We start from the raw sequence: 23,930 nt of genomic DNA, 5'->3' as shown, positions 1-23,930 counted from the left end.
GGATCAGGTGATCTCGAACAGGGTCGAGAAGCCGGAAATGTCGAACACTTCGCGGATCTGCGGCTGGAGCGCGCGCAAGGCCAGCTCGCGCTTCGCCGCGCGCATCGCCTTGCCGGCGACCAGAAGCGCGCGCAGGCCGGAGGAGGACACATAGTCGACGCCGGCGAGATCCACCGTGATGCGGCCGGAGGTTTCCGCGACCGCCGCGAGAAGGCTCTGCTCGAAAGGCTTGGCGTTCGGCGTGTCCAGCCGGCCGGAAACCTTCAGCACGAGATCCGATCCGGTTGCTTCGCGCTCAATCTGCATCGGCCTCGTCCCTGGTCAGGTGGTCCCCCGCGAGGTCCCGATTAGCCTCATTCGCAGCGGGGCGCAACGTCATCGCGAGCCGGTGCACCAGCCAGACCGCGCGCTCGAAGAAGCTGAGGGCCCGCAGCAGGGTGCGCGCCTCCTCGGCGGTGCCGAGTGCGGCGGTCGACAGCGTGCGGCGGATGCGCTCCAGGATCTCGCTGCGCTCGGCCGTGAGTGCGATCAGAAGGTCGAATTCCGCCGCCGAGCCGCCTCGTGTGTCGGCGAGTTCGAGCACGATGGCGCGCAGCGATTCGCACAGATTGAACGCGAGGGGCGGCGGTGCGGGGAAGCTGTCGATGGCGTCGGCGAAGGATTTGAGCGTGTCCTGCAGCGCCTCGATCAGCCCCTGCTGATGTTGCAGCGCAAGCGCGATATCGAGATCCTCGCGCACCGGCTGGCGGTCGATCAGTTCGACCAGAAAGACGTCCGTGGCGCGGGCGATCGCCGCCGCGCCGCGCCACTGGATCGCCCGCACCTTGGCATCGTCGGCGCCGCTCTGGTCGAGGTCCGGCAGGAGATCGGGCAGATGCCGGATCAGCCGGTCAGTCTCGCGCGCCGCGAGGTCGAGCGCCGTCGAGACATGTCCGAGCGCATCGTCGGTGATGAAATGCGGGCGCGAGACATGGTCTTCGCGGTTGGGCGGGCTGAACCGGCGCGCCAGCGCCTCGGTGGTGCCGAGAAAGGCGATGGCGGCGAGCCCGCCGGAGAGTTGCAGGAGGAGGAAGATGATCGAGATGGCGAACGAAGTTCCGCCGCTCGATATGGAGGAAAACGTGACCCCGCCGCTCAGCCCCGCGGCGGCGGCCGCCGCCCAGGCGAGGAACACGACGAGGCAGCCGACCCCGCGCACGATGATCTGGACGAAGCACAATTGCTTGCCGGTGCCGTGCAGCCCGCCCGCCGAGAGCAGGGTGGCGAGGCCGGAGCCGAAATTCGCGCCGAGCACCACGAAGAAGGAATCGTGCAGCCCGATCATCTCGGCCTGGACCGCCGCGACGCAGAGCACGGTGGCGGTTGAGGAGGATTGCGTCACCAAAGCGAGACCGAGGCCGATGCCGAAACCGAGGAACGGGCCGATGCCGGACAAGAGCGCTGCGGCGTCCTTGAGCGCGATCGTGGTCGGCGCCTCGCGGATCAGTTCCAGGCCCAGGAACAGCAGCGCCAAGCCCAGCAGAACCCCCATCCATTCGCGCTGCACCGGCTTGCGGTCCAGCTTGAACTGGTAGCTGCAGCCGACCAGGCCAACGAGATAGAGGACGGCGATCCGGGTATCGATGGCGGCGATGAACACAAGGGCGGAGGTGCCGACATTCGCTCCCGCGACGACCGGGATCGCCTCGCGCGTCGTCAGAACGCCGCCGCGTACCAGATTTGCGGCGATCAGGGTCACGGCATTGCTCGATTGCGCGATCGCGCCGGTCATCGCGCCGCACACGAAGCCGATCAGCCGCGAGCGCGTCGCGGCCTTCAGCAAAGCGCGCACGCGCCGGCCCATGGCCTGCTGCAGATGCGCGCTCATGAATTTCAAGCCGACGAACAGGAGACCGAGGCCGGCCAGAAGCTCAGCGAAGGCGAGCATCGTCCCTCCGGACGGGGGCCCCAAGAAACACCGCCGTCATTCGGCCGTCCCGAGGCGGGCCACGAGCGTCAGACGGTTCTCGCCGTCGGCGCGTTCATAGCTGATGTCGTCGAGGAAGTGGCGCATCAGGCGGACGCCGTGGCCGCCGATCCGTGCGCCTTCGACATCCTCCGCCATGTCCGGGCTGACCACCGCCGTCGGATCGAAGGCGGTGCCATTGTCGGCGATGCGGACCGCGACGCGGGTGTCGGGCAGATGGAGATAGTCGATCCGGATCTCGGGCGCGTGGGGGACGTGTGCGAAGCCGTAGGAAATGACGTTGGCGAGGGCTTCCTCGACGCTGAGTTCCATGCCGAAGCGCAGCCGGTCCGGCCAGTCGTCCCCGTCGGCCATTTCGTTGAGCCATTCGGAGACCCGTGCGATCTCCTCCACCGAGGCGCCGATGGCGAGCGACGACACGATGCTGGGGTCGGAGGGCGCGGTCATGGGAGGTCCGTGGGCCGGATCTTGCTGGGCGCCGAGGCGGGAATGACGGCACGCGCGGCGTCCGGTGCGTGCTGCCGAAGCCCGGCGCCACCCCGTAATGCGCGGCGCCCGACCTTGCGCAGGCTATAGATCACCATCGGCTCCGGCAATCCGCTCGTCATCGGCCCGGGTTCGCGGCCCGCTCGGCTGCAGCACACCGGCGCGCGGCAGAGGTGGGTCGCGATAGACCCGCCGCACGCCGCGGCCGGCCGCCACCATCACCACGTTCGGGGCTAGGCCGGCGGCCTCCGCGAGGGCGGTGACGGGGTGGTCCGGTCCGAACAGGATGGCGCGCGCGCCCGGACGCGCCGAATCGGGGGGCAGATCGGTGACGTCCACGGTCATCAGGCTCATCGCGGTGCCGGCGACGATCTGCGCGCGGTGGCCGTCGATCAGGACATGAGCGGGCTTGCGGAAGGTGAAGGGGATGCCGGCGGCATAGCCGGCCGCGACATGGGCGAGGCGGCGCGGCCCGGGCGCGCAATAGGCGCCGCCATAGCCGACGCGGGTTCCCGCCCGGACAGTGTCGACTTTCACGATGGGCGCAGAGAGGGTGGCCGCCGGCACGATCGGCTGCGGCCGCCGGGGGGTCGTGTCGACGCCGTAAAGCGCGCTGCCCACCCGCGCGAGATCGACATGACGCTCGGGCGGGCCGAACACGCCGGCCGAGGCGCAGAAGCTCAGCGGCGCCGGCGGCAGGTGCCGTGTCCAGGCCCGGAAGCGCAGCCATTGCCAGCGATTCTCCCGCGCGACCGGGTCGGAGAAGAAAGCGAGATGCGTGACATGCGCTGCGATGTCGAGGCGGGCCAGCACCTCCGGGGCCGCGGCGAGGGCGCGGACCTCCGCACGGCCGATGCCGAGCCGGTTGAGGCCGGTATCGAGATGGAGCGCGACCTGCGGCCGCCCGGCGCAGGCGGCGGCACGGGCGATCTCCTCCATCCCGAGCAGAACCGGCACCGCGCCGATCGCGGCGAAGGCGGCGGGATCGTGGCTGGTGAGGCCGTGCAGAACGAAGATCCGCCCGTCCGGCAGGACGCGCCGCAGGTCGACCGCCTCCTCGAGGTCGGCCACCCAGAAGTCGCGGCAGCCGAGGCGATGCAGCAGCGGGGCGATCCGCGCGGCGCCGAGCCCATAGGCATCCTTCTTCACCACCGCACCGAGGCTGGCGCCGGTGAACGCGTCGCGCGCCACGAGATAATTGCGGGCGACGGCGCCGAGATCGATGAGCAGCGACGGACGGTCGCCCGGGAGGCTGTCTTGGGTCACGGCGTGGTGCGCCGTGCGAAGACCAGGATCGGGCCGTGCGGGCCGGTCCGCTGCGCGATGCCGTGCCAGCCGGCGTTGAGCAGATCCGCCTGTCGTGCGGGGTCGCCCTCCATCACACTCTCCGCTTCTCCCGCGTCCGGCGCGACGGGGCGCACCATGACATAGCGCGGATACCCGCCATAATAGGGCTTGAGCGCGCGCACCCCGAAGCCTTCGGCCAGAAGATTGGTCCAGCTCGGGACGTTTGCCGGTGCCGAGGTGGCGAACAGGAGCGGCGGCACCGCCGCGTCCGCCTCGGCCAGGGCCACCCGCGCGGCGATCAGCGCCCGCTGCAGGCCGCGCCCGCGCAGCGCCGGGGCGACCGACGCGCCGGCGAGCTTGAGCAGCGGCCGGTCGCAGGCAATCCCGAGGCCGGCGCGCGGATCGTCCGCCGGCGGGACATCGTGCTGAAGAATGCCATAGGCGCCGAGCGTGTCTCCCGCGAACACGCCAATCGTGCGGCCGCGCGGGCCGAGCATCTCGGCGAGGAAGTCGGCGGTCTCCGGTTTCACCACGTCGGGCGCGAGGCCCGCCATCACCGTCCGATGCAAGGCCAGAACAGCGCCATGGTCGGACGGCCCGAGCGGGCGCCAGAGAAGATCGTCGGGGGCGGACACCGGCGTCAGCTCGTGACGACTTCCGCGTAATTCAGCATGGAAATCGGCGGATAGATGCCGAGCGTCCGGGCGATCCGCATATTGATGATCAGCGAGAAGCGCTTCAGCGTCTCGATCGGCACGTCCTGCGGCCGGCGCTTGTGCACCAGGATCTCGATCGCCTTCGCGCCGGCGAGCTGGCCGACCGAGTAATAGCGGCTGACCAGCCCGACCAGGGCGCCGCCCTCACGCACCCCGAGTTCGGCGGCGGCGAAGGTCGGCAAGCCCACGTCCAGGGCGGCCGGGGTGACCTTGTCGTAGATCGAGCCGAGAAAGGTGTCGGGCAGCAGATAGAGCCAGGAGACCTTGTCGGCGCGCATCTGCTTGATCATGTCCGCGACCCCGTCGGCGGTCGGGCGGCCATTGGCGTCGGCGCGGAACGGCTGGGCGATCACGCGCCCGCCCATCTTGTCGGCGACCGCCTTCGCCTCCTCGACGATCACCACCGAGTTCTGCTCGGTGGGCGTGTAGAGGATGCCGATGGTTTCGAACGGCAGATAGGCCTGCATCGCGCGCAACTGCACGTCGGTCGGCACGACGTGCACGGCACCGGTGACGTTGCGGCCGGAGGATTCGAAGCTCGCCGCGATGCCGGCGCGCACCGGCGCGGCGACCAGCGCGAAGACGACGGGAATGTCGCGGACATAGCGCGGGTCGGTATTGCCGATCGGCCCGACGACGCCGAGCGTGACCGGCGTGCCCCAGGTGTAGATCAGATCGGGCTTCAGCGTCGCGAGATCGGCGATCAGGCCGGGGACGTTGCGCGGATCGCGATTGGCGTCGCGCACGATGAATTCCGCTTGGACGTCCGCCGCCTGGATGAATTCGCGGAAGCCGCGATCGACTTCGGTCTCGCCGCGGAAGGTGAGCATCAGGATGCGGAACGGCTTCGACTGCGCACGCGCCGCGGCGGTGCCGATCATGCCGGCGGCGCCGGCACCGAGCCCGAGGGAAAGAAGAGAGCGCCGATCGATCATAGCGGGCTTCCTTCGGATGCCGTGCCGCCGTCCGGGCGGACGATCCGGGGTGTCGCGGATTTTCGGCTTCCTGATAGCGCGAAGCCGAGGGCGCCCGCCACCACCAAAATGCCGATCGTCGCGCCGGACGCGGCGAAGCCGAGCGCCGCCAGCATGACCCCGGCCGCCGCCGGCCCCGCCGCATTGCCGGTGCGCTCGATCAGACGGAACAGGCCGAGCACGCCCGCCGAGCCGCCGCCCGGCACGTGGCGGGCGCTGTCGGCGACCAGCGCGGACTGGGCCGCGATCGACATGGCCTGGCCGAGGCCGAGCAGGGCCAAGACGCCGGCGATGATCCAAGGCGACGTGCCGGCGAGCAGCAGAAGCGTGCCGAGACCGGCGATGACGCTGCCACCGACCACGAAACCGGCCCGGGCATCGTGGCGTTCGGCCAGCGCCGCGAAGGCCGGGACGGCGAGCACCATGAGCACCGGGTAGATCATCTGCAGCCGGCCGACCGCGGCCGCGCTATAGCCCTGCCGCTGCAGCTCCACCGGCACAAGATAGAAGCAGATGGCGACCAGCAGGACCTTGGCGGGCAGAGCGCAGCCGAACAGCAGCGCGGCGAGGCGCGGCGCCCGCAAAGCGGCGCCGAGGTCCGACAGGCGGACGCCGCGCGCGCCGTGCCGCGGTTCGGACGGGGGAAGGCTGAGCCCGGCGACCAGGAGCGCCAGGACGGCGACGGCGGCGGAGGCCAGGAAGGCGTTGTGATCGCCGAGCCGGTCGGCGAGGACGCCGCCGATCGGGGGCCCGCACAGGCCGGCCACGAGGATGGCGCGGACGAACACGGCGAGCCCGGCGGTGCGCTCGCTCGGTCGCGAATGGTCTATGACGTGACCCTGCGCCGAGACGAACACCAGGGCATAGCCGATGGCCGCCGTGAAACGGCTGGCGAGGAAGAGGGAATAGTCCGCGGTGAGGGCGGAGCCGACATAGCTCGCGGCCGCGAGCGCCGCGCCGATCAGGAAGCCCCGCCGCCGTCCGAGGCGTTCGGAGGCGGCGGCGAAGGGGAGCTGGAAGAGCGCCACGCCGGCCATGAAGATGACGATCGGAAGGGAAATGGCGAGGTCGGCGCCGATACCGAGATCGGGCGGCGCGACCTCGGCGGCGAGCCGCGGCAGAAACGGGCGCGCCAGCTCTTCCGCCATCATGAACAGGAACAGAGCCGGCCGGATCACGGTCGCCGCGTGGTTCTCCCCGGGATGGACGATGCCGATCCCGGTGCGGGCGCCGAGCGCGTCGAGCGTGCCGAGCGCCGCCGTGTCGCCGCGCTGTGCGGCCAGCGCGCGCGCCGTCTCGTGCCGGGCGTGCAGCCGCGCCACATGGGCGTCGATCGGAGCGGTGAGCGGGGTGGGCTCGACGGCGTCGGCGTGCATCCACAACCGGCCCCGGGCCAATGCGCGCACCCGCGCCTCCAGGGCCGCGAGGGTCTCGACGCCACGCGCGCCCACCACCAGAGCGACGAGTTCGAGCGCGACGAGGAGCGAGACGACGCCGATGAAGGCGACGTCGACCAGAACCGCCGCGACCTGGGACGACACGACGCTCGGATCCACCGTGATGACCAGGCTCGCCAGCGGGATGCCGCTGCGTGCGGTCACCGACGTGACGACGCGCGGCGGATCGGCGGCGGCCGGCAGGGCGCCGGCTTGGCCGAGCACGGTGCCGTCCGGCGTCACGAGCCGGATCTCGGCGAGTTCCGCATTGGCCCGCAGGAGGTCCGCGAAATAGGCATCGACCCCGACCAGCCGGTTCATGGGCACCCCGGCACCGACCGCATTCTCGACCAAGGCGGCGGCCGAGCGGCCGACCGAATCGGCTTGCGCGGAGATTGCGGGCACGATGGTCCGCTCGACCGCGACCAGAGCGCGCCAGCCGATCACGGCGAGCGCGGCGCACAGGATGACCGCGATGGCGACGGAAATGCCCGCCCTGAGACCGATCATGGACGCTCCCCCGCGGCGATGCCGGGGACCGGGGCCAGGTTCGCCGCGCCGTGTGCCGCTTCGGCTTCCGCGAGCGCCGCGCGGGCGGCGCGCGGCCAGGACGCCGGGTCCCCCGCCCGGTGGGCGGCGCGCCTGAGGCCGGCGGCGAGCAGCAGCCCGATGGCGATTGTGGCGAGCGCGGCCGCGATCAGGGCCGGCAGCGCGATGATCCGCAATTCGTGCGCCAGCGCCGCCGCTCCGGCCGCGAGTGCGGCGGAATCGTAGCGCACCGTCACGGCGCCGATGGTCGCGGCGAGATCGTTCTCGACCCGGCGGCTCACCGCATGCGTCGGCCGCAGGCCGGCCGCGACGCCGATGCGCGCGGGATCGCTGCTGAACAGGATCTTGGCATCGTCGTCGGTGACGTCGATCGAGAGAATCGTCGGGTCGAGCCGCGCCTCGCGGCGCAGCAAGGCGGCGAGCGTGGTCTGGGCGGGAAGGGAAATGCCGAGCGCGGCCGCGCTCTGGACGCTGCCGGCGATGCGCTCGGCCGTGACCCCGAACCGCGCCTCGATCGCCTTGCGGTGCGCGTTCTGGAGCGTCACGTAGGAGAAATAGGCGCCGAAGGCGACGCAGGCTGCGGCGATGAGGGCGAACACGACGATCAGCCCGAGCGAGGTCCGGATCATGCCGGGCGCCCTCGTGCCGAAGAGCGACGGTGGTGACGCCCTGCGATCCCAGGCCGGGCGATTTGTCCTGCCGCTTCGATTCGGCGCATCTCGAACACTCGATACCCGATAAAATCCGGGCCGATTCGACCCTATGAACCAGGCGCATCGCGCCCCCGGCGATGCACGCACCCCGGACCTGCGCCGACGGCGTGGTATTCCGACTCTGCGCAGTTTACATCTGGTTTGCAACGGCGCCTGCCGCTAACGTCCGCCCCGTCCTTCCGCCAAAGCCCTTCATCCATGTCCTTCGTCGGCCGGCTCCTCCTCGTCGTTGGGTGCTCCCTCGCCATCACGCTGATGGCGGTCGCGGGGGCGGCTTTCCTGGCGGGCCAACAGGTGGGCGAGGAAATCGAGCAGGCGCGCGTCTCCCACCTCCTGGGGACGCTGCGCGCCGCGACCGAGGGGAATCTGGCGATCGGACTCGCATTGGACGAAATCTCCCTGCTCCAGTCCCTCATCGAGCGCGAGAAGGCGAGCGATCCCGCGATCGTGGCGATCGACGTGTTCAACGGCGCCGGCCGGTCGATCTACAGCACCGACCGCGGCTTCGTCGGCGAGACGGTGGAGCCGGGCTGGGTCTCCCATCTCTCCCGCGACGGTCTCTGGCAGACCCAGATGCATGGCGAGGCCGTGTTCGGCACGCGCTTCGAGAACGATCTCGGCGTCGCCGGCGGGATCGCCGTCACGGTGTCGGGCCTGACCCGGATCGCGCGCACCGAGCTGCTGGGCGTGGATCTGACAGTGCGCATCCTCGGCGCCGGCGCCGCGACCCTCGCGGCCGGGCTGCTCGTCGCCCTGGCCTTCGCCGGGTGGGTCGGCGCGCCGTTCCGGCGCGTCGCCCGCATTCTCGACGGCGCCGCGCGGCCTTCGGTGCGCGGCTCGCGGCTGGAGCGGCTCGCGGCCCGGGTGCGCGAGAGCTGGAGCCGTGCCGAGGATCAGCTCGCACGCGGGTCGGCGCGGCTGGAGGAACTCGACGATGTCGGGTGAGGCTCCCGCCCCGGGGCGGGACCGGCTGCTCTGCGCCGTCTTCGCCTTTCTCGTCGTGCTGCTTGTCGGCGGCGCGGCCGGGTTTGCCGTGGTCAGCGGGTTCAAGGGACGAGTCGAGGAGGCGGCGCGCCGCGACGCCAAGATCATCGGCCAGACCGTCGCCCGCTCGCTCGCCGCGCAGTTCGAAAAGGCGGCACGGTACGGCATTCCGCTCAAGCTGCTGCCGGGCGTCGAGACCTATCTCGCCGACACCATGGCGCGCACGCCCGGACTCACGCGAATCGTGCTGCGCGGTCCCGACGGACGGGAGATCCGCAGCGCCATCGGCCCGCAGCCGGGCACCGACACCCTCGTCGCGCCGATCCTGGTCGACGGCATTTCGATGGGGCAGGTCGATGTCGGCACCACGCCGGCGACATTGAGCTCCGTTTTGCATGCCTTGCTCAGTCGGACCGTCGCGGTCGTGCTGGTCTGCGCCCTGGTGGCGGGCGCGACAGCGGCGGTGTTCGCCGGGCGCTTGCTGGCGCGCGGGCGGGCGCAGCTTGAGGCGGCGCTCGCGGCGAGTGCCGCAGGCAGTCCCGAGGACGTGCCCTCGGCGCGCGAGCCCGCCGGTGGAAGCATCGCGGCGGCCAGTGCCGCGCTTGCCGCCGGGGAGCGGCGCCTCGCCGCGAAGCGCGCGACCTTCCTCGCTTATTCCGAGGAATTGCTGACCGTAGACTTCGACGGGCGGCTGCGCGCGGACATCGAGCGCATCAAGCGCGAGGCGCTCGCCCGTGCTCCGCAGCCCTTGCGAGACCCCTGATGCTGCTGCGCACCCGAATCACTCTGATCGTCGCCGCAGGCTTCATCGCCCTGATGGCGATCTTCTGGGGCGCCAGCCTGGTGCGCGACCGGCTGGAACAGCAGCGCACCGCCGACGTCGCCATCTCGGCGCAGGCGGCGCTGTGGCGCGAGATCGTCGCGACCCAGATCACCGCCATCGAGCAGCAGCTCGACGAGATCGAGAACTCGCCCCAATTGCGCGTCGCCATGTCGTTCTCGAGCCGGCAGAACATCACGGCGGTGCTGGCGGAACTCGGGATCGACGGTTCCGACGACAGCGTGGTGTTCGAGGCGGTCGGCAGCGACCGCGAGGTGATCTCCCTGCTGGCGGATTCCGGCGGGCGCAGCCTGCTCGATGCCGGCACGCTCGACAAGGCGTTCGCCGGGGGGCGCGCGGCGGGCCTGCGTGCGGTGTCGGCGCGGCAACTCCTGATCGTCGCGACGCGGACGGTCACGGTGCCGGGCCGGGGCAGGGTGGTGCTGGTGCTCGGCCGCAATGCCAGCGTCGCGCTCGATCAATTCGCCACCAGCGTCGCTGCCCAGGCGGCGTTGGTTTCGCTGCGCGGCAGCCTGCTCGACACCACCGACCCCGATCTGTGGGAGGCGGCGGGCCTCTCCTTCCCGCCCCGCCAGGCGCTGTACGAAACCCGCGAGATCGCCGGCCGAACCTATTCGGTGACCAGCGTTCCGGTTGACGGCATCACCGGCGGCACGGTCGGGGCGCTGGTGAGCCTGAAGGACAATACCGCCGCCTGGGCGGCGCAGAGCGCACTGCGCTGGGCCGCGATCGCCGCCGGGATCGGCATGGTCGTGTGCGGCGTCATCGGCCTCAACATCTTCCTCTGGTTCAGCTTTCGCCCGCTGGAAAACGCCATCGGCGTGCTCCAGGCGCTGTCGCGCGGCGACACGTCCGTGGTGCTCGAACATTCCGGGCGCGACGAGATCGGCCGGATCGCCGAGGCCATTATCGGCCTGCGCGCCAACGCCCAGGCTTTGGCGGAGGTCCGGCGCCAGCGGGAGCGCGTGCGGCGCCGGCAGGAGACGATGATTTCCGCCGAACTCGAATCGCTCGCCGATTCGATCGACCCGACCGATCGCGAGGAGGTGCTGGCGCTGCTCGCCTCGCCGTCCGCCGGGGAGGCCGAGGACGAATTGCGCCGGGTCGCGCGGGTGCTGCACGATCTCTCGCGCCGCATCGTCGAGCAGCACACCCGGCTGTCCTCCATGGTGGTCGAGCTGCGCGAGGCGCTGATCACCAAGACCAAACTGGCCGGGATCCAGCAGGAGCTCGAAATCGCCCGCCAGGTCCAGCTCGCCATTCTGCCTAAGGCTCTGCCGCCGGATCCGCGGGTCTCCGTCCACGGCCACATGACGCCGGCGCGCGAAGTCGGCGGCGACTTTTACGATTATTTCCAGATCGACGAGTCCACGCTTGGCTTCGTGGTGGCCGACGTGTCGGGCAAGGGAGTTCCTGCCGCCTTGTTCATGGCGATTTCGCGCACCCTGCTGCGCGCGACGGCGCTGTTCGAGCGCTCGCCCGCCGGCTGCGTGCGGCGGCTGAACGATCTGCTCGCCCTTGAAAACGAGCAGATGCTGTTCGTCACCGTGTTCTATGCCGTGATCGACCTCGATACCGGCCGGGTCAATTACGTCAATGCCGGCCACAATCTGCCCTATCGGGTGTCTGCCGGCGGCGACATCAGCACGGTTCCCAGCACCAAGGGGATGGCGGTCGCGGTGATGGAGGGCTTCGTCTATCGCGAGGGCCATTTCGACCTGGAGCCCGGCGACAGCCTCTTCCTCTTCACGGACGGTGTCACCGAGGCGATCGATATCGACGGGACGCTGTATTGCGAACCCCGCCTCGAGGCGCTGCTGGGCGAGGGCGCCGCGCATTGGGACGTGCCGGAATTCGCCGAGCGCGTGATGGCCTCGATCCGCGCCTTCGAACGCGGCGCGCCGCAGGCCGACGACATCACCTGCCTCACCCTGCGCTATTTCGGCGATCATCGGCGCCCGCGCCTTTGAACACGGCGCGCAGCATTGCGCGTGACGGAGAGTTTTCACCCGGCCTATGCAGCCTCGGCATGGCGCCATCGGCAAGTCCTTGAATTATAAGGCAGCGGTATCAAAGCCGCGGTCCTGGCCCCGAGGCGGATGTGCCGCCGGGTCTAGGCTTCCCCGTGGCTTGCCCCTAAACGAAAGCAGCGGCTCGGCGCCGCCGATGCCGCCCGAAGAAGGCGGCGCAGGGAGAAGCGCGTGGTTGCAGTCCATCCGATCGCGGTGCCGCCCCGCGAATTCGCCACCATTTCGGCGGTGAGCGTCGCGCATTTCGTCAGCCATCTGCAGCAGCTCGCGCTCGCGCCCCTGTTCATCGCCATGCGCGCGGATCTCGGCGTGTCCTTCACCGAACTCGGGGCGCTGCTGTCGGTCTTCTATCTGTTCTCCGGCGGCGGACAGGTTCTGGCCGGCGTCCTGGTCGATCGCTTCGGCGCCCATCGGCTGCTGCTGGGCGGGATCCTGCTCCAGTCCGCGTCCATGGTGGGCCTCGGCCTCGTGCCGCATTTCTCGGCCATGCTGCTGCTGGCGGCTTTGGCCGGCCTCGGCAACAGCGTCTATCATCCGGCGGACCTGTCGATCCTGAGCCATCGCGTCCGCGGCGACCGGCTGGGGCGGGCCTTCGCCGCGCATGTGGTGGCGGGCAATCTCGGCTATGCGGCGTCCCCCCTGGTCTCCGGGGCGCTGGCGCTGATGTATGGCTGGCGCATGGCGCTGGTGCTGATCGGCCTCGGCTGCCTCGCCGTGGCGTTCGGCTTGCTGCTGGCCCGGCCTTTGCTGCGGATCGACGTGCCGGGCGCCGCCCGCCATGCCGCCGCGCCGGCGCCGCGCTTCGTGGACATTCTGGCGATGCGCGTGGTGCTGCTGGCCTTCCTCTATTTCCTTCTGACCGCGATCTGCCTGGTGGGACTGCAGGGCTTCGGCATCACCGCGCTTCAGGAGGGGTTCGGCATGGGTACGGCGTTCGCCGCCTTGACCCTGAGCGCCTATCAGGGGGCGAATATTTGCGGGGTGATGATCGGGGGTTATATCGCCGACCGGGCGAGCCGCCACCATCTGATCGCCATGGCCGGGCTCGCGATCGCCTGCGCGGCGCTGCTGGTCGTCGGCTCGGGAGAAAATCTTCCCTTCGTCACGCTGGCTTTGCTGGCGGTGACCGGCTTTTCGCTCGGCATCACCACGCCCGCGCGCGACGTGCTGGTGCGCCATGCCGCCCCGGCGCAGGCGCGGGGGAAGGTCTTCGGCGTGGTCTATTCCGGCTATGACGTCGGCGCGCTCGCGGGGCCGCTGATGTATGGCGTGCTGCTGGACCAGCACCTCAACCACGCGGTCTTTCTCGCCGCCGCCGCGCCCCTGCTGCTCGGCATCGTCACGATGACCGGGCTGCGCGGGAAGACGGCGTGAGCACCTTGCCGGGATTGAGCAGGCCCTTGGGGTCGAGCGCCGCCTTGAGCGCCGCCATCAGATCGAGGGCGACCTCGTCCTTGTAGCGCACCAATTCCTCGCGCTTCAGCAGGCCGATCCCGTGCTCGGCCGAGATCGAGCCGCCGAGCGCGGCGACGTGATCGTGCACCAGCCGGTTGAACTCCTCCCAGCGAGCGAGGAAGGCGGCCTTCTCCATGCCGACCGGCTGGCTCAGATTGAAATGGATATTGCCGTCGCCGACATGGCCGAAGGCGCAGACCCGCACGCCGGGCATGTGCGCCGCGCACAGCCGGCTTGCCGTCACCACGAAATCGGCGACCCGCGAGACCGGCACCGACACGTCGTGCTTGATCGAGCCGCCTTCGAACTTCTGCGCCTCCGACAGGTCCTCGCGCAGCTTCCAGAGCGCCTCCGACTGGGCCTCGCTGGCCGCGATGACCGCATCTTCGACCTCGCCGGCCGCGAACGCCTCTGCCAGGACGGCCTCGGCGAGCGCGGGCAGGTCGTCGTCGCGGCGCGTCGAGGTGAGTTCGGCCAATGCGAAGAAGGCATGGTCCCCGGCCAGTGCGCGAACCGCGCCCGGCATGTGCGCGAGCACGGTCTCCATGCCGAAGCGCGGCATCATCTCGAAGCCGGTCACGGCATCGCCCCCCGCCGCCCGCAGCCGGCGCAGGAAGGCGAGCACGGCGTGGGGATCGGCGAGACCTGCGAGAAACGTGGTGCGGCTGCGCGACTTCGGGAATAGCCGCAGCACCGCCGCCGTGATGATTCCGAGCGTTCCCTCGGAGCCGACGAACAGGTCTTTCAGATCGTAGCCGGTATTGTCTTTGCGCAGGCGCGACAGGCCGTTCCAGACCCGCCCGTCGGCCAGCACCACTTCGAGCCCGAGCGTCAGCTCGCGCATATTGCCGTAACGCAGCACGGCGGTGCCCCCGGCATTGGTGGCGAGATTGCCGCCGATCCGGCATGTGCCCTCGGAGGCGATCGAGAGCGGAAACAGGCAGTCGGCCGCCTCCGCCGCCGCCCGCGCGGCATGGAGCGTCACCCCGGCCTCGACCGTCAGGGTCAGGTCGGTGGCATCGACGGCGCGGACCTTGTCCAGCCGCTCGAGCGACAGAAGGAGGGCGCCGAACGGTACCTGCCCGCCGACCAGGCCGGTATTGCCGCTCTGCGGCACCAGAGCGAGGCCCGCTTCGGCGCAGGTCGCGACGCAATCGGCGACCTCGGCGGTGGTCGCGGGGCGCAGGATCGCGGGCGCGGCGCCGGCATAAAGGCCGCGCGGCTCGATGAGATAGGGCGCCATGGCGGCGGGGTCGGTGACGACGCCGCGCGGGCCGAGCCGCGCGGCGAGCGCCGCGAGCGCGCCGGCGAGCCGATCGTGAGGCAAAGCGAGGGGCGCAGGCGCAGTGCTCGACATGAACGGGTCTCGATCCTGGGTTCGCGCCCGGCCGCGGGACGCGCCGCATTTTCCGCCAAAGACCGCCCGGCCGCAAACGCCGTGCGGGGCAGGGCCGCGGCGCTTACGCCGTCACGGCGCCGGCCGCTCCGGGACGAGCCGCGCCTTCAGGCGGGCGAGGGTGCGGGCGAAGGGGGCGGGGTCGTCGAGGGCGCGGGCGAGGACGAGGGCGCCCTGGATCAAGCCGACCGCCTCTTCCGACAGCGCGCGCGCGTCGTCCGGCGGATGGCCGGCGCGCCCCAGGGCGCCGGCGAGCGCGTCGATCCAGGCGGAGAAATAGGACGCCACCTTCACGGCGAACCGGTCGCGGCTCTCGGCGAGCGCGAACACGCCGACGACGCAGACCCGCCGCCCCGAGCGAAAATAGGCGTCGGTCGCCTCCAGCATGGCGGTGATCGCGCGGCGCCCGTCCGGCTCTTCGCGCAGCGGGCGGAACACCTGCGTCTCGAACCAGTGGTCGACATGGGCGAGGACGGCGGCCGCCATCTCCTCCTTCCCACCGGGGAAGAAGTGATAGAGGCTGCCTTTGCCGAGCCCGGTCCGACGCGAGATCACCGCAAGGCTCGCCCCCTCGAAGCCGTGCTCGCGGAACACCTCGCCGAGCAGCGGCAGGAGGTCGGCGCGCTCATAAACGAGGCGGGCCATCACATGCCGAGTTCGGCGAGCCCGGGATGATCCGCCGGGCGGGGGCCGCGCGGCCAAAGGAACCGGCGTTCGCCCTCGGCGATCGCGACATCGTTGATCGACGCCTGGCGCCAGCGCATCAGGCCGTCCGCATCGAATTCCCAATTCTCGTTGCCATAGGCGCGGAACCACTGGCCGGCATCGTCGTGGAACTCATACTGAAACCGCACCGCGATATGGTTTTCGTGAAATGCCCAGACCTCCTTGATGAGGCGGTAATCCCGCTCTTTCTCCCATTTGCGGGTGAGGAAGGCGACGATGGCGTCGCGCCCGGAGAAGAAGTCCGAGCGGTTCCGCCAGACGCTGTCGGGCGTATAGGCGCCGGCCACGCGCGCCGGATCGCAACTGTTCCAGGCGTCCTCGGCCATGCGGGCCTTCTGAACGGCGGTCTCATAGGTGAAAGGAGGGAAGGGGGGGCGGGACATTGCGGGCTCCGGATCTCGGGACGGCGGCGAATAGCGGATTGGTACAGAATGTACTGATCGGTACAATTAAGGTGTGGATCCGTCAAGTCCGTTTGCGCGCGGCTGTGTGAGCAGGGCGTGTTCTCCGAAGTTGAGCGCACGCGCGCGCCAGCGTGCCGACAAAGACCCATAGTCTTAATCTGGCGTACCGGCTGATCGACGGCATGCTGCCGAACTCGCCGACGATCCCGGATCCTACGGCCCTAATACGGGTCCGCGAACCTCAGACCAATGTGGAACGCTGGGACACCGTGCAACGAGCCAGGGTGGGGCGCCCTGCGCCATGATCCTCGCCACCTGAGCCCCTTAGGCGCCGCCTTGCTCGCTCCTCCCGAGCAAGCTCCACGCGCGAACGAGCATCGCCATCGCGATCATTAGAAATTCAATGGATCACCCATCGGGACATGCCCCGGCATTGTGCCAAGAGACGGTGCAACACGAAAGGATATTGGCTATTGGCGGACAGGCGGTGCGACCAAAGATCCCGAAATTGGATTTTTATGACTGTCGTCGTTTATTTTTCATGTATGTAATGGTCAAATGGTGGCTGATTGACGATCTTGTTCCAGCAACATATGGTTGTAAAGAATAATTGTATACAATTTGAAGGAGTTTATGCGCAATCCAAGAGCGCGCTATTTTATATTAAACTTCAAATACTTCGATCAACGGAATTTAGGAGTCGGGGTGGACTGAGGCCGAATGCCGAAGAGTGAAGGAATGGTGTGGCGGAAGCGGCATCATTGCGCTGCGGCGACAACGTGCGGTGACAAAAATGGGGGATCTGATGTCGAGCAAGCAGTATGCATCCGGAAATCGCGGGCGAAACACGGCGCCTGGTCAGGTCGCCATTTCACGGCGTTCGCGTTTGGTGCGCCTTGCAACCGGCACGGCGCTCGGCGGCATCCTTGCCGGTCTCCTGCCCCTCTCCGCTCATGCCCAGGCCCCGGCTCAGATCCCGGCAGGTCCGCTGACTCTGTGCTGCTACAGCGCCAACGGCCAGAATGGCTCGGATGGCGTCTCTCATTTAATCGGATCCACCGATGCGACGAATGGGACGGATGCGGGCTCCGTATCGGTCGAGAATAGCTCCGCGGTCACGTTGACCTCCGCGGGCACGCCATCCGGCCCCACCTACTCCACCCTCTCCATCACCGCGACGGGCGGTACGGGCGGGACGGGCGACACCAGCGAGCCGTCCATGGCCAATGCCAATGGCGGGAATGGCGGCACCGCCACATTCACGAATTCCGGCACGATCGCGCTGGGGAACGGGGCTTCGTTCTCCATTCCGGTTCCTCAGCTCAATGATCCCAACACAGGCTTGCCCACGACCGTGGTGGTTACGCCGGTCGTCCTCGTGTCGGCCTGGGGCGGCACGGGCGGCTCTTATCCGTATTGGGTTGCCGATCCCTCGATCGACGGACTGGGCGGACATGGCGGCACCGCGACCTTCGCCATGACGAGCGGCTCCATCAGCGCCGTGCAGAGCGCGTCCGGATCAGAGTCCTTTTCCTACAACGCCTATGCGAACCGCCTCGTCGTCGTCGATGCGTCTGCAGGCCAGACCATATATTCAGCGTCTGATGAGGGCATCCTGTCGGGTATCACCGGCGGCAATGGCGGCAATGCCACAACCACCATCACGTCCGGCACGCTTCAGCTGACCCGCCCCGACGTGGCGAGCGGATCGACCACGTCGGACGGCTCCACCGCAACCGATGCCACCACCAGCGGCTATGTTCTTATCACCCAAGCCCATGGCGGATGGCAGCCGTCCTCCGGCGGCAATGGCGGCGCGGCGACGGTGACCATCGGCACGGCGTCCAGTTCCACGACCGGGGCGACGAGCACCGATCCCGTTCTGATCATCGCGGAAGGCAACGGGATTGCCGGGATCTATGCGGGTACGAACGGCGGGGATGGAACCAATTCCTGGGACCGTGGGAACCCTCCCGGAAACGGAGGCGCGCTCGGCACCGTGGCCGTCACGCTCAAGGCATCGGCGACGGTGACGACGAGCGGAAATGATGCGCCCGCGGTCATCGCCGAAGCCGTCGGCGGCTGGGGCGGTGCTGGTGACAACATCGCGGGCGGCACCGGCGGATCGGCGGCGGATTCGGTCGAGACCCCCTCGGTCAGCGTGACCAGCAACGGCCAGATCACCACCACCGGCGACCGCGCCATCGCCATCGTCGCCCAGAGCATCGGTGGTGTCGGCGGGCTGGCGGAGTCGGACGGTGGCGATCCCTATAATGGCGGCAATGGCGGCTCGAGCGGCATCGTATCCGTCGCCAATGCGGGCAGTATCAGCACAGCCGGCCTTTACGCATTTGGCATTTATGCCTTGAGCGTCGGCGGCGCCGGCGGAAGCGGAAGCATCAGCGATGGCTTCCTTTCCTCGCAGGGCGGCGGCGGCGGTAATGGCGGCGACGCGGATCTGGTCGGTATCGTGAATGCCAGCACGGCAAGTATCACGACGGCGGGCGAATATGCCGTGGGCATCGTCGCGCAGAGCGTCGGAGGCGGCAGTTCCACGTCCCTGTTCGGATCCGGCGACTTCGCTCCAGATATCTCTCAGCCGGGCTCGTCGCCTGAAGCGGGCGGATCAGCGAGCGGCCTGTTCAAAGCCAGCGGCGGTGCCGGCGGTGCCGGCGGTACCGGCGGAAGCGTTCAGGTCATCAATTCCGGTGAAATCCTGACGGCGGGTGGACAAGCTTTCGGCATCCTTGCCCAGTCCATCGGCGGGAACGGCGGCGACGGCGGTAACGCCTCGTCCGTGGGCGCGTTCTACGCGGTCTCCCTCGGCGGTGCGGGCGGCTCCGGCGGCGACGCCGGCACCGTCATTGTCAGCAATATCACCGACGAAAAAGGGAACGGTCCCGCCAAAATTGCTACGACCGGGGTCTCTGCCGCCGGTATCTTCGCCCAGTCCATCGGTGGGAACGGCGGCGCGGGCGGAAGCGCGAATGCCCTGTCGGGTGGCCTTTTGATCTCTGTCTCTGTCGCCATCGGCGGCAGCGGTGCCGGTGGTGGCGCAGGTGGCGAGGTTTCTGTCCGCAACAATGGGACCATCGACACCGGCAATAGTGACGCACCCGCGATCATCGCCCAATCGATCGGCGGCGGCGGCGGACGCGGAGGGCAGGCCAGCGCGACCGCGGTCGCGGTCGGCTTCAAAGCGGGCGACGTGACGATTCCCGCCATCTCCATCACCACTGCCGTGGGCGGTTCGGGCGGCGGCGGTGGCGATGCCGGTGCCGTGACCGTGGACAACGAAAAAAACGGGCAGATCACCACGAACGGCATCAACTCGGCCGGCATCAAGGCGCTGAGCGTCGGTGGCGGCGGCGGCGACGGCGGGAATTCGGTGACCGCCAGCGACATGCTCGGCACAGCGCCGAACGTCGGCATCACAGCCTCGCTTGGCGGCAGTGGAGAGGGCGGCGGCGGCGGCGGGGACGTGACGGTCACCAACGAGGGGACCATCACCACCTACGGGACCTTGTCCAATGCCATCACGGCCGCCAGCGTCGGCGGTGGCGGCGGCGATGGCGGCACGGGCACCGCCAGCGCCCAGGTGGGCATCCCTTCGCTCGGCACGGCGAACGATGCCACCGCGGCCATACCCATGGGCGATTCCATCACCGTGTCGGTCGGCCTGGGCGGCTCGGGCGGCGGCGGCGGGCATGGGGGCGACGTCACCGCGACGAATTCCGGCACCATCAACGTGCACGGCAGCAATTCGGTCGGCATATTCGCCCAGTCCGTGGGCGGCGGCGGCGGCATGGGGGGTGGCTATAGTGGCGGCGGCACAGGAACCCTGAATGCCAGCGTGAGCATTGGCGGCGCGGGCGGCACGGCCAGCTCGGGCGGGCAAGTGACCGTGACCAATGAAAAAGGCGCCTCCATTACGACCTACGCCGAGGCGTCCCATGGCATTCAGGCGCAGTCGGTGGGCGGCGGCGGCGGCGCCGGCGGAAGCATGACGTCGCAGACGACCGGGGACGACACCTCCACTTGGGCCACCGTCAAGAAGACCTTGAAGGAGGTGGGAAAGTACTATTCGTTCGCCAATCAGAGCGTAAAGGACGATATCAACAGCACAGCCACAACCCTCGCGACAAGCACGATCAGCTACCTCAAGTCCATTTTCGGCAGCGGTTCGGCTGCGACGACAAAGGAAGCGGAGGGAATCTTCGCGGATCTCAAGAATGCCGGAAGCGCACTGTTCACAAATCTTAAGAGCGCGCGGGACAAACTCGATGCGCAATCAAAGGATAGCAAGCTGCCTGTGAATGCCGGCCTCACCCTTACATTTGGCGGCGCGGGAGGCGCCGGTGGGGATGGTGGTGCAGTGGATGTGACCAACGATGGGGCGGTAACGACGAATCAGGAAGGTTCGTTCGCCATCTTCGCCCAGTCGGTCGGCGGCGGCGGCGGCAGCGGCGGCGGCGCCTATTCTTCCGGCAGCAACAACCTGAATCTCACGCTGTCTATCGGAGCGAGCGGCGGCGACGGTGGGGCCGGCGGCGGGGTGAGCGTCAACAATACCGGCACGCTCACGACCTATGGAGCCTCCTCCCTGGGGCTCCTGGCCCAGTCCGTGGGCGGGGGCGGTGGTGTCGGCGGCGTGGGCCTGAACTCTCAGTCCATCAGCATCTCGGCGAACCTCAATCTTGGCGGGAACGGTGGCAAGAGCTCGCCGGGAGGCGCGGTCGCCGTCACCAATTCCGGCTCCATCACGACATCGGGCGAAGAATCCCACGCGCTCGTCGCCCAGTCTGTCGGCGGCGGCGGCGGCATGTTCGTCATAAACCAGGCGGACCCGGCCGAGGCCTCCAGCGTCAGCGACGATGGCGATCTCAACGATGCCCTGCAGGTCGTGGCGGCCATTATGGACGGAATTGGTGCCACCGCCGTCTCGGGCGTCGACCAGACCGACGTCTTGCCCGCGCCCGCCATCGGCCTCACCCTCGGCGGCAAAGGCAGCGGGGGCGGTGACGGCGGAGCGGTGTCCATCACCCAGTCCGGGTCCATCACGACCAAAGGCAACAATTCCTTCGGCATCTTCGCCCAGTCGATCGGCGGCGGCGGCGGTTTCGGCTCCGACGGCCAGGGCGGTTCGGTGCTGATGACGAACCTGACGCTCGGAGCAGGCGGAGACGGCGGCCCTGGCGGCAGTGGCGGCAATGTCACGCTCACCTTCGACGGCACCTCGTCGATCGCCACCAGCGGAACTGGGGCCACGGCGGTCTTTCTGCAATCCGTCGGCGGCGGCGGGGGCTATTCCGGAAGCTTCAGCACCCCACTCGGAGATTCCGAAAGTCATGCTTCGGACATGACCTCCCTCATCGCCGACGCGGCGGCGAGCGGATCCGGCGGCGCCATCCTGGTTCAGATGGGGCAGACGGCCGGCTCCAGCTTTTCCATCACGACCTCAGGCAAGAATGCCCATGGCATTTACGCCCAGTCCATCGGCGGCAGCGGCGGTGCGGCGGCCGACGAGAACGGCCTGATCGTGCCCATCACCTCGCAGTCCAGCTCCAGCGATACCGGCCGCATTGCGCCGGATGACGGAACCGGCGGGACGATCACTATGAATCTGGTGGGTTCCGTGCTGGCTACGGGCGAGAATTCGATTGCGATCTATGCCCAGAGCGGCTTCCTGGATCAGAGTGGACTGGCCCAATCGGACGTCGCTGGCGGCGCCATTTCGCTCGATCTGACCGGCACCTTCACCGGCGGTTCGGGAACCGGTGCGGCCATTGTGCTCGACGGCGGCGCCTATGGAAAAAGCTACAACTCCATCACCGTCGAAAAGGGCAGCACAGTCAGCGCGACATCGGGTACCGCCATCCTGGCCTCTTTCGGTCGCGAAGTGGTCACCAATTACGGGACCATCACCGGCAACATCAATCTGGCCAGTGGCGGAACGGAGGAAGCCAACCAATTCGACAACATGGCTGGCGGCACCTATCGCACTGCGAGCACCGTCAATCTCGGCAAGAACGGCATCTTCAGCAACGCCGGTACGTTCGATATTGGTGGCGTGAGCAACATCGCCGTCGCCAGCCTCACCGGCGCCTTTTCCCAGCAAAGTACGGGTCGATTGCTGGTGGACGTGGATTCGAGCGCGGCAGCCGGCCGGCAAAACGACGTTCTCGCCGTCACCGGCGCCGTCACGCTCGGTGGCCAGGTGACCGTGAATGCAATGAACAGCCTGCTGCCGGGGGGCTTCTCGATCGTCACGGCGACTGGCGGCGTCCAGGGCGCGGCCAGCGCCACGACGACTGTCGCAAGCGCATTCCCCGTAAGCGCCCCGATCACCTGGAGCGTCTCGGTGAATGGCAATACGGCGACCTTGACGCCGAATGCCAACTTCGCCGGCACCGGCGCAAGCCTCAACCCGAGCGAGGTCGCCCTGGCCCAGCATCTCCAGAGCGCCTGGACCAGCGGCGGGGACGGCATGGGCAGCCTCTTTGCGAGCCTCGCCGCCATCGGTTCCACCGCCGCCTATGAGCAGCAAATGAACAGCCTGTCGGCGGAGGAGAACAATACGCCCGCAATCACCCAGACCCATGGCGCGCGGGCGTCCATGAGCGCCTCTCAGAGCTGCCCTGTCTTCACCGGAACCGGGACGCTGCTCCAAGAGACGGACTGCGCGTGGGCGCGTCTCAGCGGTTCGCGCACGGAGCAGTATTCCACGAACCAGGTGAACGGATACACGGTGAACGCGCTGACCTACCGCGTGGGTGCCCAGAAGGAGATCCTCACCGACTGGTTCCTTGGCGTGACGGCGGCCTTCACCACCTCGTCCGTCTCGCCCGCCAACGGCTGGTCCGATACGGACGGCCAGGCGGCCGATGCTTCGGTGGCCCTGAAGCGCCAGATCGGTCCCTGGCTGCTCTCTGCCGCCGCCCATGTGGGCTTCGGGGGGTTCGACAACGACCGATATGTCCAAGTCGGCTCCAACACCTACCTGACGCAGAGCAGCACCGGCATTTTCACCGCCGGCGGCCGGCTCCGGGCGGCCTACGAGTTCGCCTTCACGGATTGGTACCTGAAGCCCTATGCGGACTTCGACGTCATCTACACCTACATGCCCGGCTATTCGGAAAGTCCGGCTGCCGGCGTCAACCTGCTGTTCGGCGACATGAACGAATGGACCTTCGCCTTCAGCCCTAATCTGGAGATGGGCGCGCGGTTCAATGTGAGTCCGGATGCCTGGCTGCGGCCTTACGCCTCCGTCGGTGCCACCTTCCTGTCCAATGACGGTCTCGACACGGAGACCAGCCTTGAGGGCGTCGGCGTGGGCGTGCCCACCTACACCACCACGGTCTCCATGCCCGACACCCTGCTCGATGTCGGCCTCGGCCTGCAGCTTTATCATGTTGGCGGCCTGGAGCTGAGGGCCGATTACAAGGCACAGATCGGAAACGACTTCCTGGGTCAGGAGCTGAGTGCCCGCTTCTCCGTTCCGTTCTGACGCAAATCGGGCAGTCGAGCTCATGAAACTCTTGAGTTCGCCGATGTTGCCTGGCGTTTACATATCGGACCGCGGCGGTTCTGCTGGAGGGATATCGGCCTGGGGGATGGATCTCGTCCCACAGGCCGGTAACCGGCATCGCGCGCATCCGATGCGCGCGGGTCATGCCGGAACATCCAGCCACCGCGGACGGTGGTCACTCCCGCGGGATCTCGGAAACAGCGGAAGGGTCGGCGCCCAAGGGATTCGCGCAGGAGCATCTTCGCCATGGCAAGGCGCGGCGTGGGTGATGGATGGCTTCGTTCGGTGTTCTCACCGCGCCCAGGGTTGAAACCGGAGCATATCGCGCAAAAGTTGCTCGATATATCTATATTTCTCCATGGTTGCCGGAAGGCGCGATGCGGATGCGTCGAGGGCGTTCTCGCGCTGTTCGGTCGTTTTCCCCGCGGTCGAAGATCGC

General features: G+C 68.6%; 16 protein-coding genes. 5 read left to right on the top strand and 11 right to left on the bottom strand.

Going from position 1 to position 23,930, the window contains the following annotated elements; genetic code table 11:
- Window positions 1-3 precede the first annotated feature (3 nt).
- The 8 genes from EDC64_RS02600 to EDC64_RS02565 all read right to left on the bottom strand — a co-directional run bounded on the left by EDC64_RS02600 (window position 4) and on the right by EDC64_RS02565 (window position 8,043).
- Window positions 4-306: an STAS domain-containing protein gene (locus EDC64_RS02600; protein WP_132029542.1), complete on the bottom strand. Its 303-nt coding sequence runs from the start codon at window positions 304-306 to the stop codon at window positions 4-6.
- Complete coding sequence (locus tag EDC64_RS02595) at window positions 296-1,927, bottom strand: Na/Pi symporter (RefSeq protein WP_132029540.1); 1,632 nt, start codon at window positions 1,925-1,927, stop codon at window positions 296-298. The genes EDC64_RS02600 and EDC64_RS02595 overlap by 11 nt, the downstream gene beginning before the upstream one ends.
- Window positions 1,928-1,963: 36 nt before the next feature.
- The gene (locus EDC64_RS02590; RefSeq protein ID WP_132029538.1) at window positions 1,964-2,413 is read right to left on the bottom strand and encodes an ATP-binding protein; all 450 of its coding nucleotides are present in this window, start codon (window positions 2,411-2,413) and stop codon (window positions 1,964-1,966) included.
- Between the two features lie 123 nt (window positions 2,414-2,536).
- Window positions 2,537-3,718: an alanine racemase gene (locus EDC64_RS02585; protein ID WP_132029536.1), complete on the bottom strand. Its 1,182-nt coding sequence runs from the start codon at window positions 3,716-3,718 to the stop codon at window positions 2,537-2,539.
- Window positions 3,715-4,374: a GNAT family protein gene (locus EDC64_RS02580; protein ID WP_132029534.1), complete on the bottom strand. Its 660-nt coding sequence runs from the start codon at window positions 4,372-4,374 to the stop codon at window positions 3,715-3,717. Before EDC64_RS02580 ends, EDC64_RS02585 begins: the two co-directional genes overlap by 4 nt.
- Before the next feature lie 5 nt (window positions 4,375-4,379).
- Entirely contained in the window at window positions 4,380-5,390 is a 1,011-nt protein-coding gene (locus EDC64_RS02575; RefSeq protein WP_132029532.1) for an ABC transporter substrate-binding protein, read from the bottom strand.
- A complete protein-coding gene (locus EDC64_RS02570; protein WP_132029530.1) occupies window positions 5,387-7,375 on the bottom strand; it encodes an MFS transporter in 1,989 nt (662 codons plus the stop codon). The genes EDC64_RS02575 and EDC64_RS02570 overlap by 4 nt, the downstream gene beginning before the upstream one ends.
- A complete protein-coding gene (locus EDC64_RS02565) occupies window positions 7,372-8,043 on the bottom strand; it encodes a hypothetical protein (RefSeq protein ID WP_132029528.1) in 672 nt (223 codons plus the stop codon). Before EDC64_RS02565 ends, EDC64_RS02570 begins: the two co-directional genes overlap by 4 nt.
- Before the next feature lie 282 nt (window positions 8,044-8,325).
- Between EDC64_RS02565 and EDC64_RS02560 the strand changes: the two genes are divergently transcribed.
- From EDC64_RS02560 to EDC64_RS02545, 4 genes are all read left to right on the top strand, one after another.
- Window positions 8,326-9,072: a hypothetical protein gene (locus tag EDC64_RS02560; RefSeq protein WP_132029526.1), complete on the top strand. Its 747-nt coding sequence runs from the start codon at window positions 8,326-8,328 to the stop codon at window positions 9,070-9,072.
- Complete coding sequence (locus tag EDC64_RS02555; protein WP_132029524.1) at window positions 9,062-9,874, top strand: hypothetical protein; 813 nt, start codon at window positions 9,062-9,064, stop codon at window positions 9,872-9,874. Before EDC64_RS02560 ends, EDC64_RS02555 begins: the two co-directional genes overlap by 11 nt.
- Window positions 9,874-11,922 (top strand): SpoIIE family protein phosphatase, encoded by a 2,049-nt coding sequence (locus EDC64_RS02550; RefSeq protein WP_132029522.1) that lies wholly within the window; start codon window positions 9,874-9,876, stop codon window positions 11,920-11,922. Before EDC64_RS02555 ends, EDC64_RS02550 begins: the two co-directional genes overlap by 1 nt.
- A 231-nt stretch (window positions 11,923-12,153) precedes the next feature.
- Window positions 12,154-13,356, top strand: coding sequence for an MFS transporter (locus EDC64_RS02545; protein ID WP_132029520.1), 1,203 nt, complete (start codon window positions 12,154-12,156; stop codon window positions 13,354-13,356).
- Here the strand turns inward: EDC64_RS02545 and EDC64_RS02540 are convergent.
- The 3 genes from EDC64_RS02540 to EDC64_RS02530 form a co-directional block, all read right to left on the bottom strand.
- Window positions 13,322-14,794 carry an FAD-binding oxidoreductase gene (locus EDC64_RS02540; RefSeq protein WP_132029518.1) on the bottom strand — a complete coding sequence of 491 codons (1,473 nt, stop codon included), beginning with the start codon at window positions 14,792-14,794 and terminating at the stop codon, window positions 13,322-13,324. The genes EDC64_RS02545 and EDC64_RS02540 overlap by 35 nt on opposite strands.
- Window positions 14,795-14,905: 111 nt before the next feature.
- Window positions 14,906-15,478 carry a TetR/AcrR family transcriptional regulator gene (locus EDC64_RS02535; RefSeq protein ID WP_132029516.1) on the bottom strand — a complete coding sequence of 191 codons (573 nt, stop codon included), beginning with the start codon at window positions 15,476-15,478 and terminating at the stop codon, window positions 14,906-14,908.
- The gene (locus EDC64_RS02530) at window positions 15,478-15,942 is read right to left on the bottom strand and encodes a nuclear transport factor 2 family protein (protein ID WP_132029514.1); all 465 of its coding nucleotides are present in this window, start codon (window positions 15,940-15,942) and stop codon (window positions 15,478-15,480) included. The genes EDC64_RS02535 and EDC64_RS02530 overlap by 1 nt, the downstream gene beginning before the upstream one ends.
- 907 nt (window positions 15,943-16,849) lie before the next feature.
- Here EDC64_RS02530 and EDC64_RS02525 point away from each other — a divergent pair.
- Entirely contained in the window at window positions 16,850-23,470 is a 6,621-nt protein-coding gene (locus EDC64_RS02525) for an autotransporter outer membrane beta-barrel domain-containing protein (RefSeq protein ID WP_132029512.1), read from the top strand.
- The last annotated feature ends 460 nt before the right edge of the window (window positions 23,471-23,930 follow it).

Origin of the sequence: Aquabacter spiritensis, from assembly GCF_004346185.1 — a bacterium.
Classification (GTDB): domain Bacteria; phylum Pseudomonadota; class Alphaproteobacteria; order Rhizobiales; family Xanthobacteraceae; genus Aquabacter; species Aquabacter spiritensis.
The sequence above is the reverse complement of the archived record's forward strand: the minus strand, read 5'-3'. Positions and strand labels throughout refer to the sequence as shown.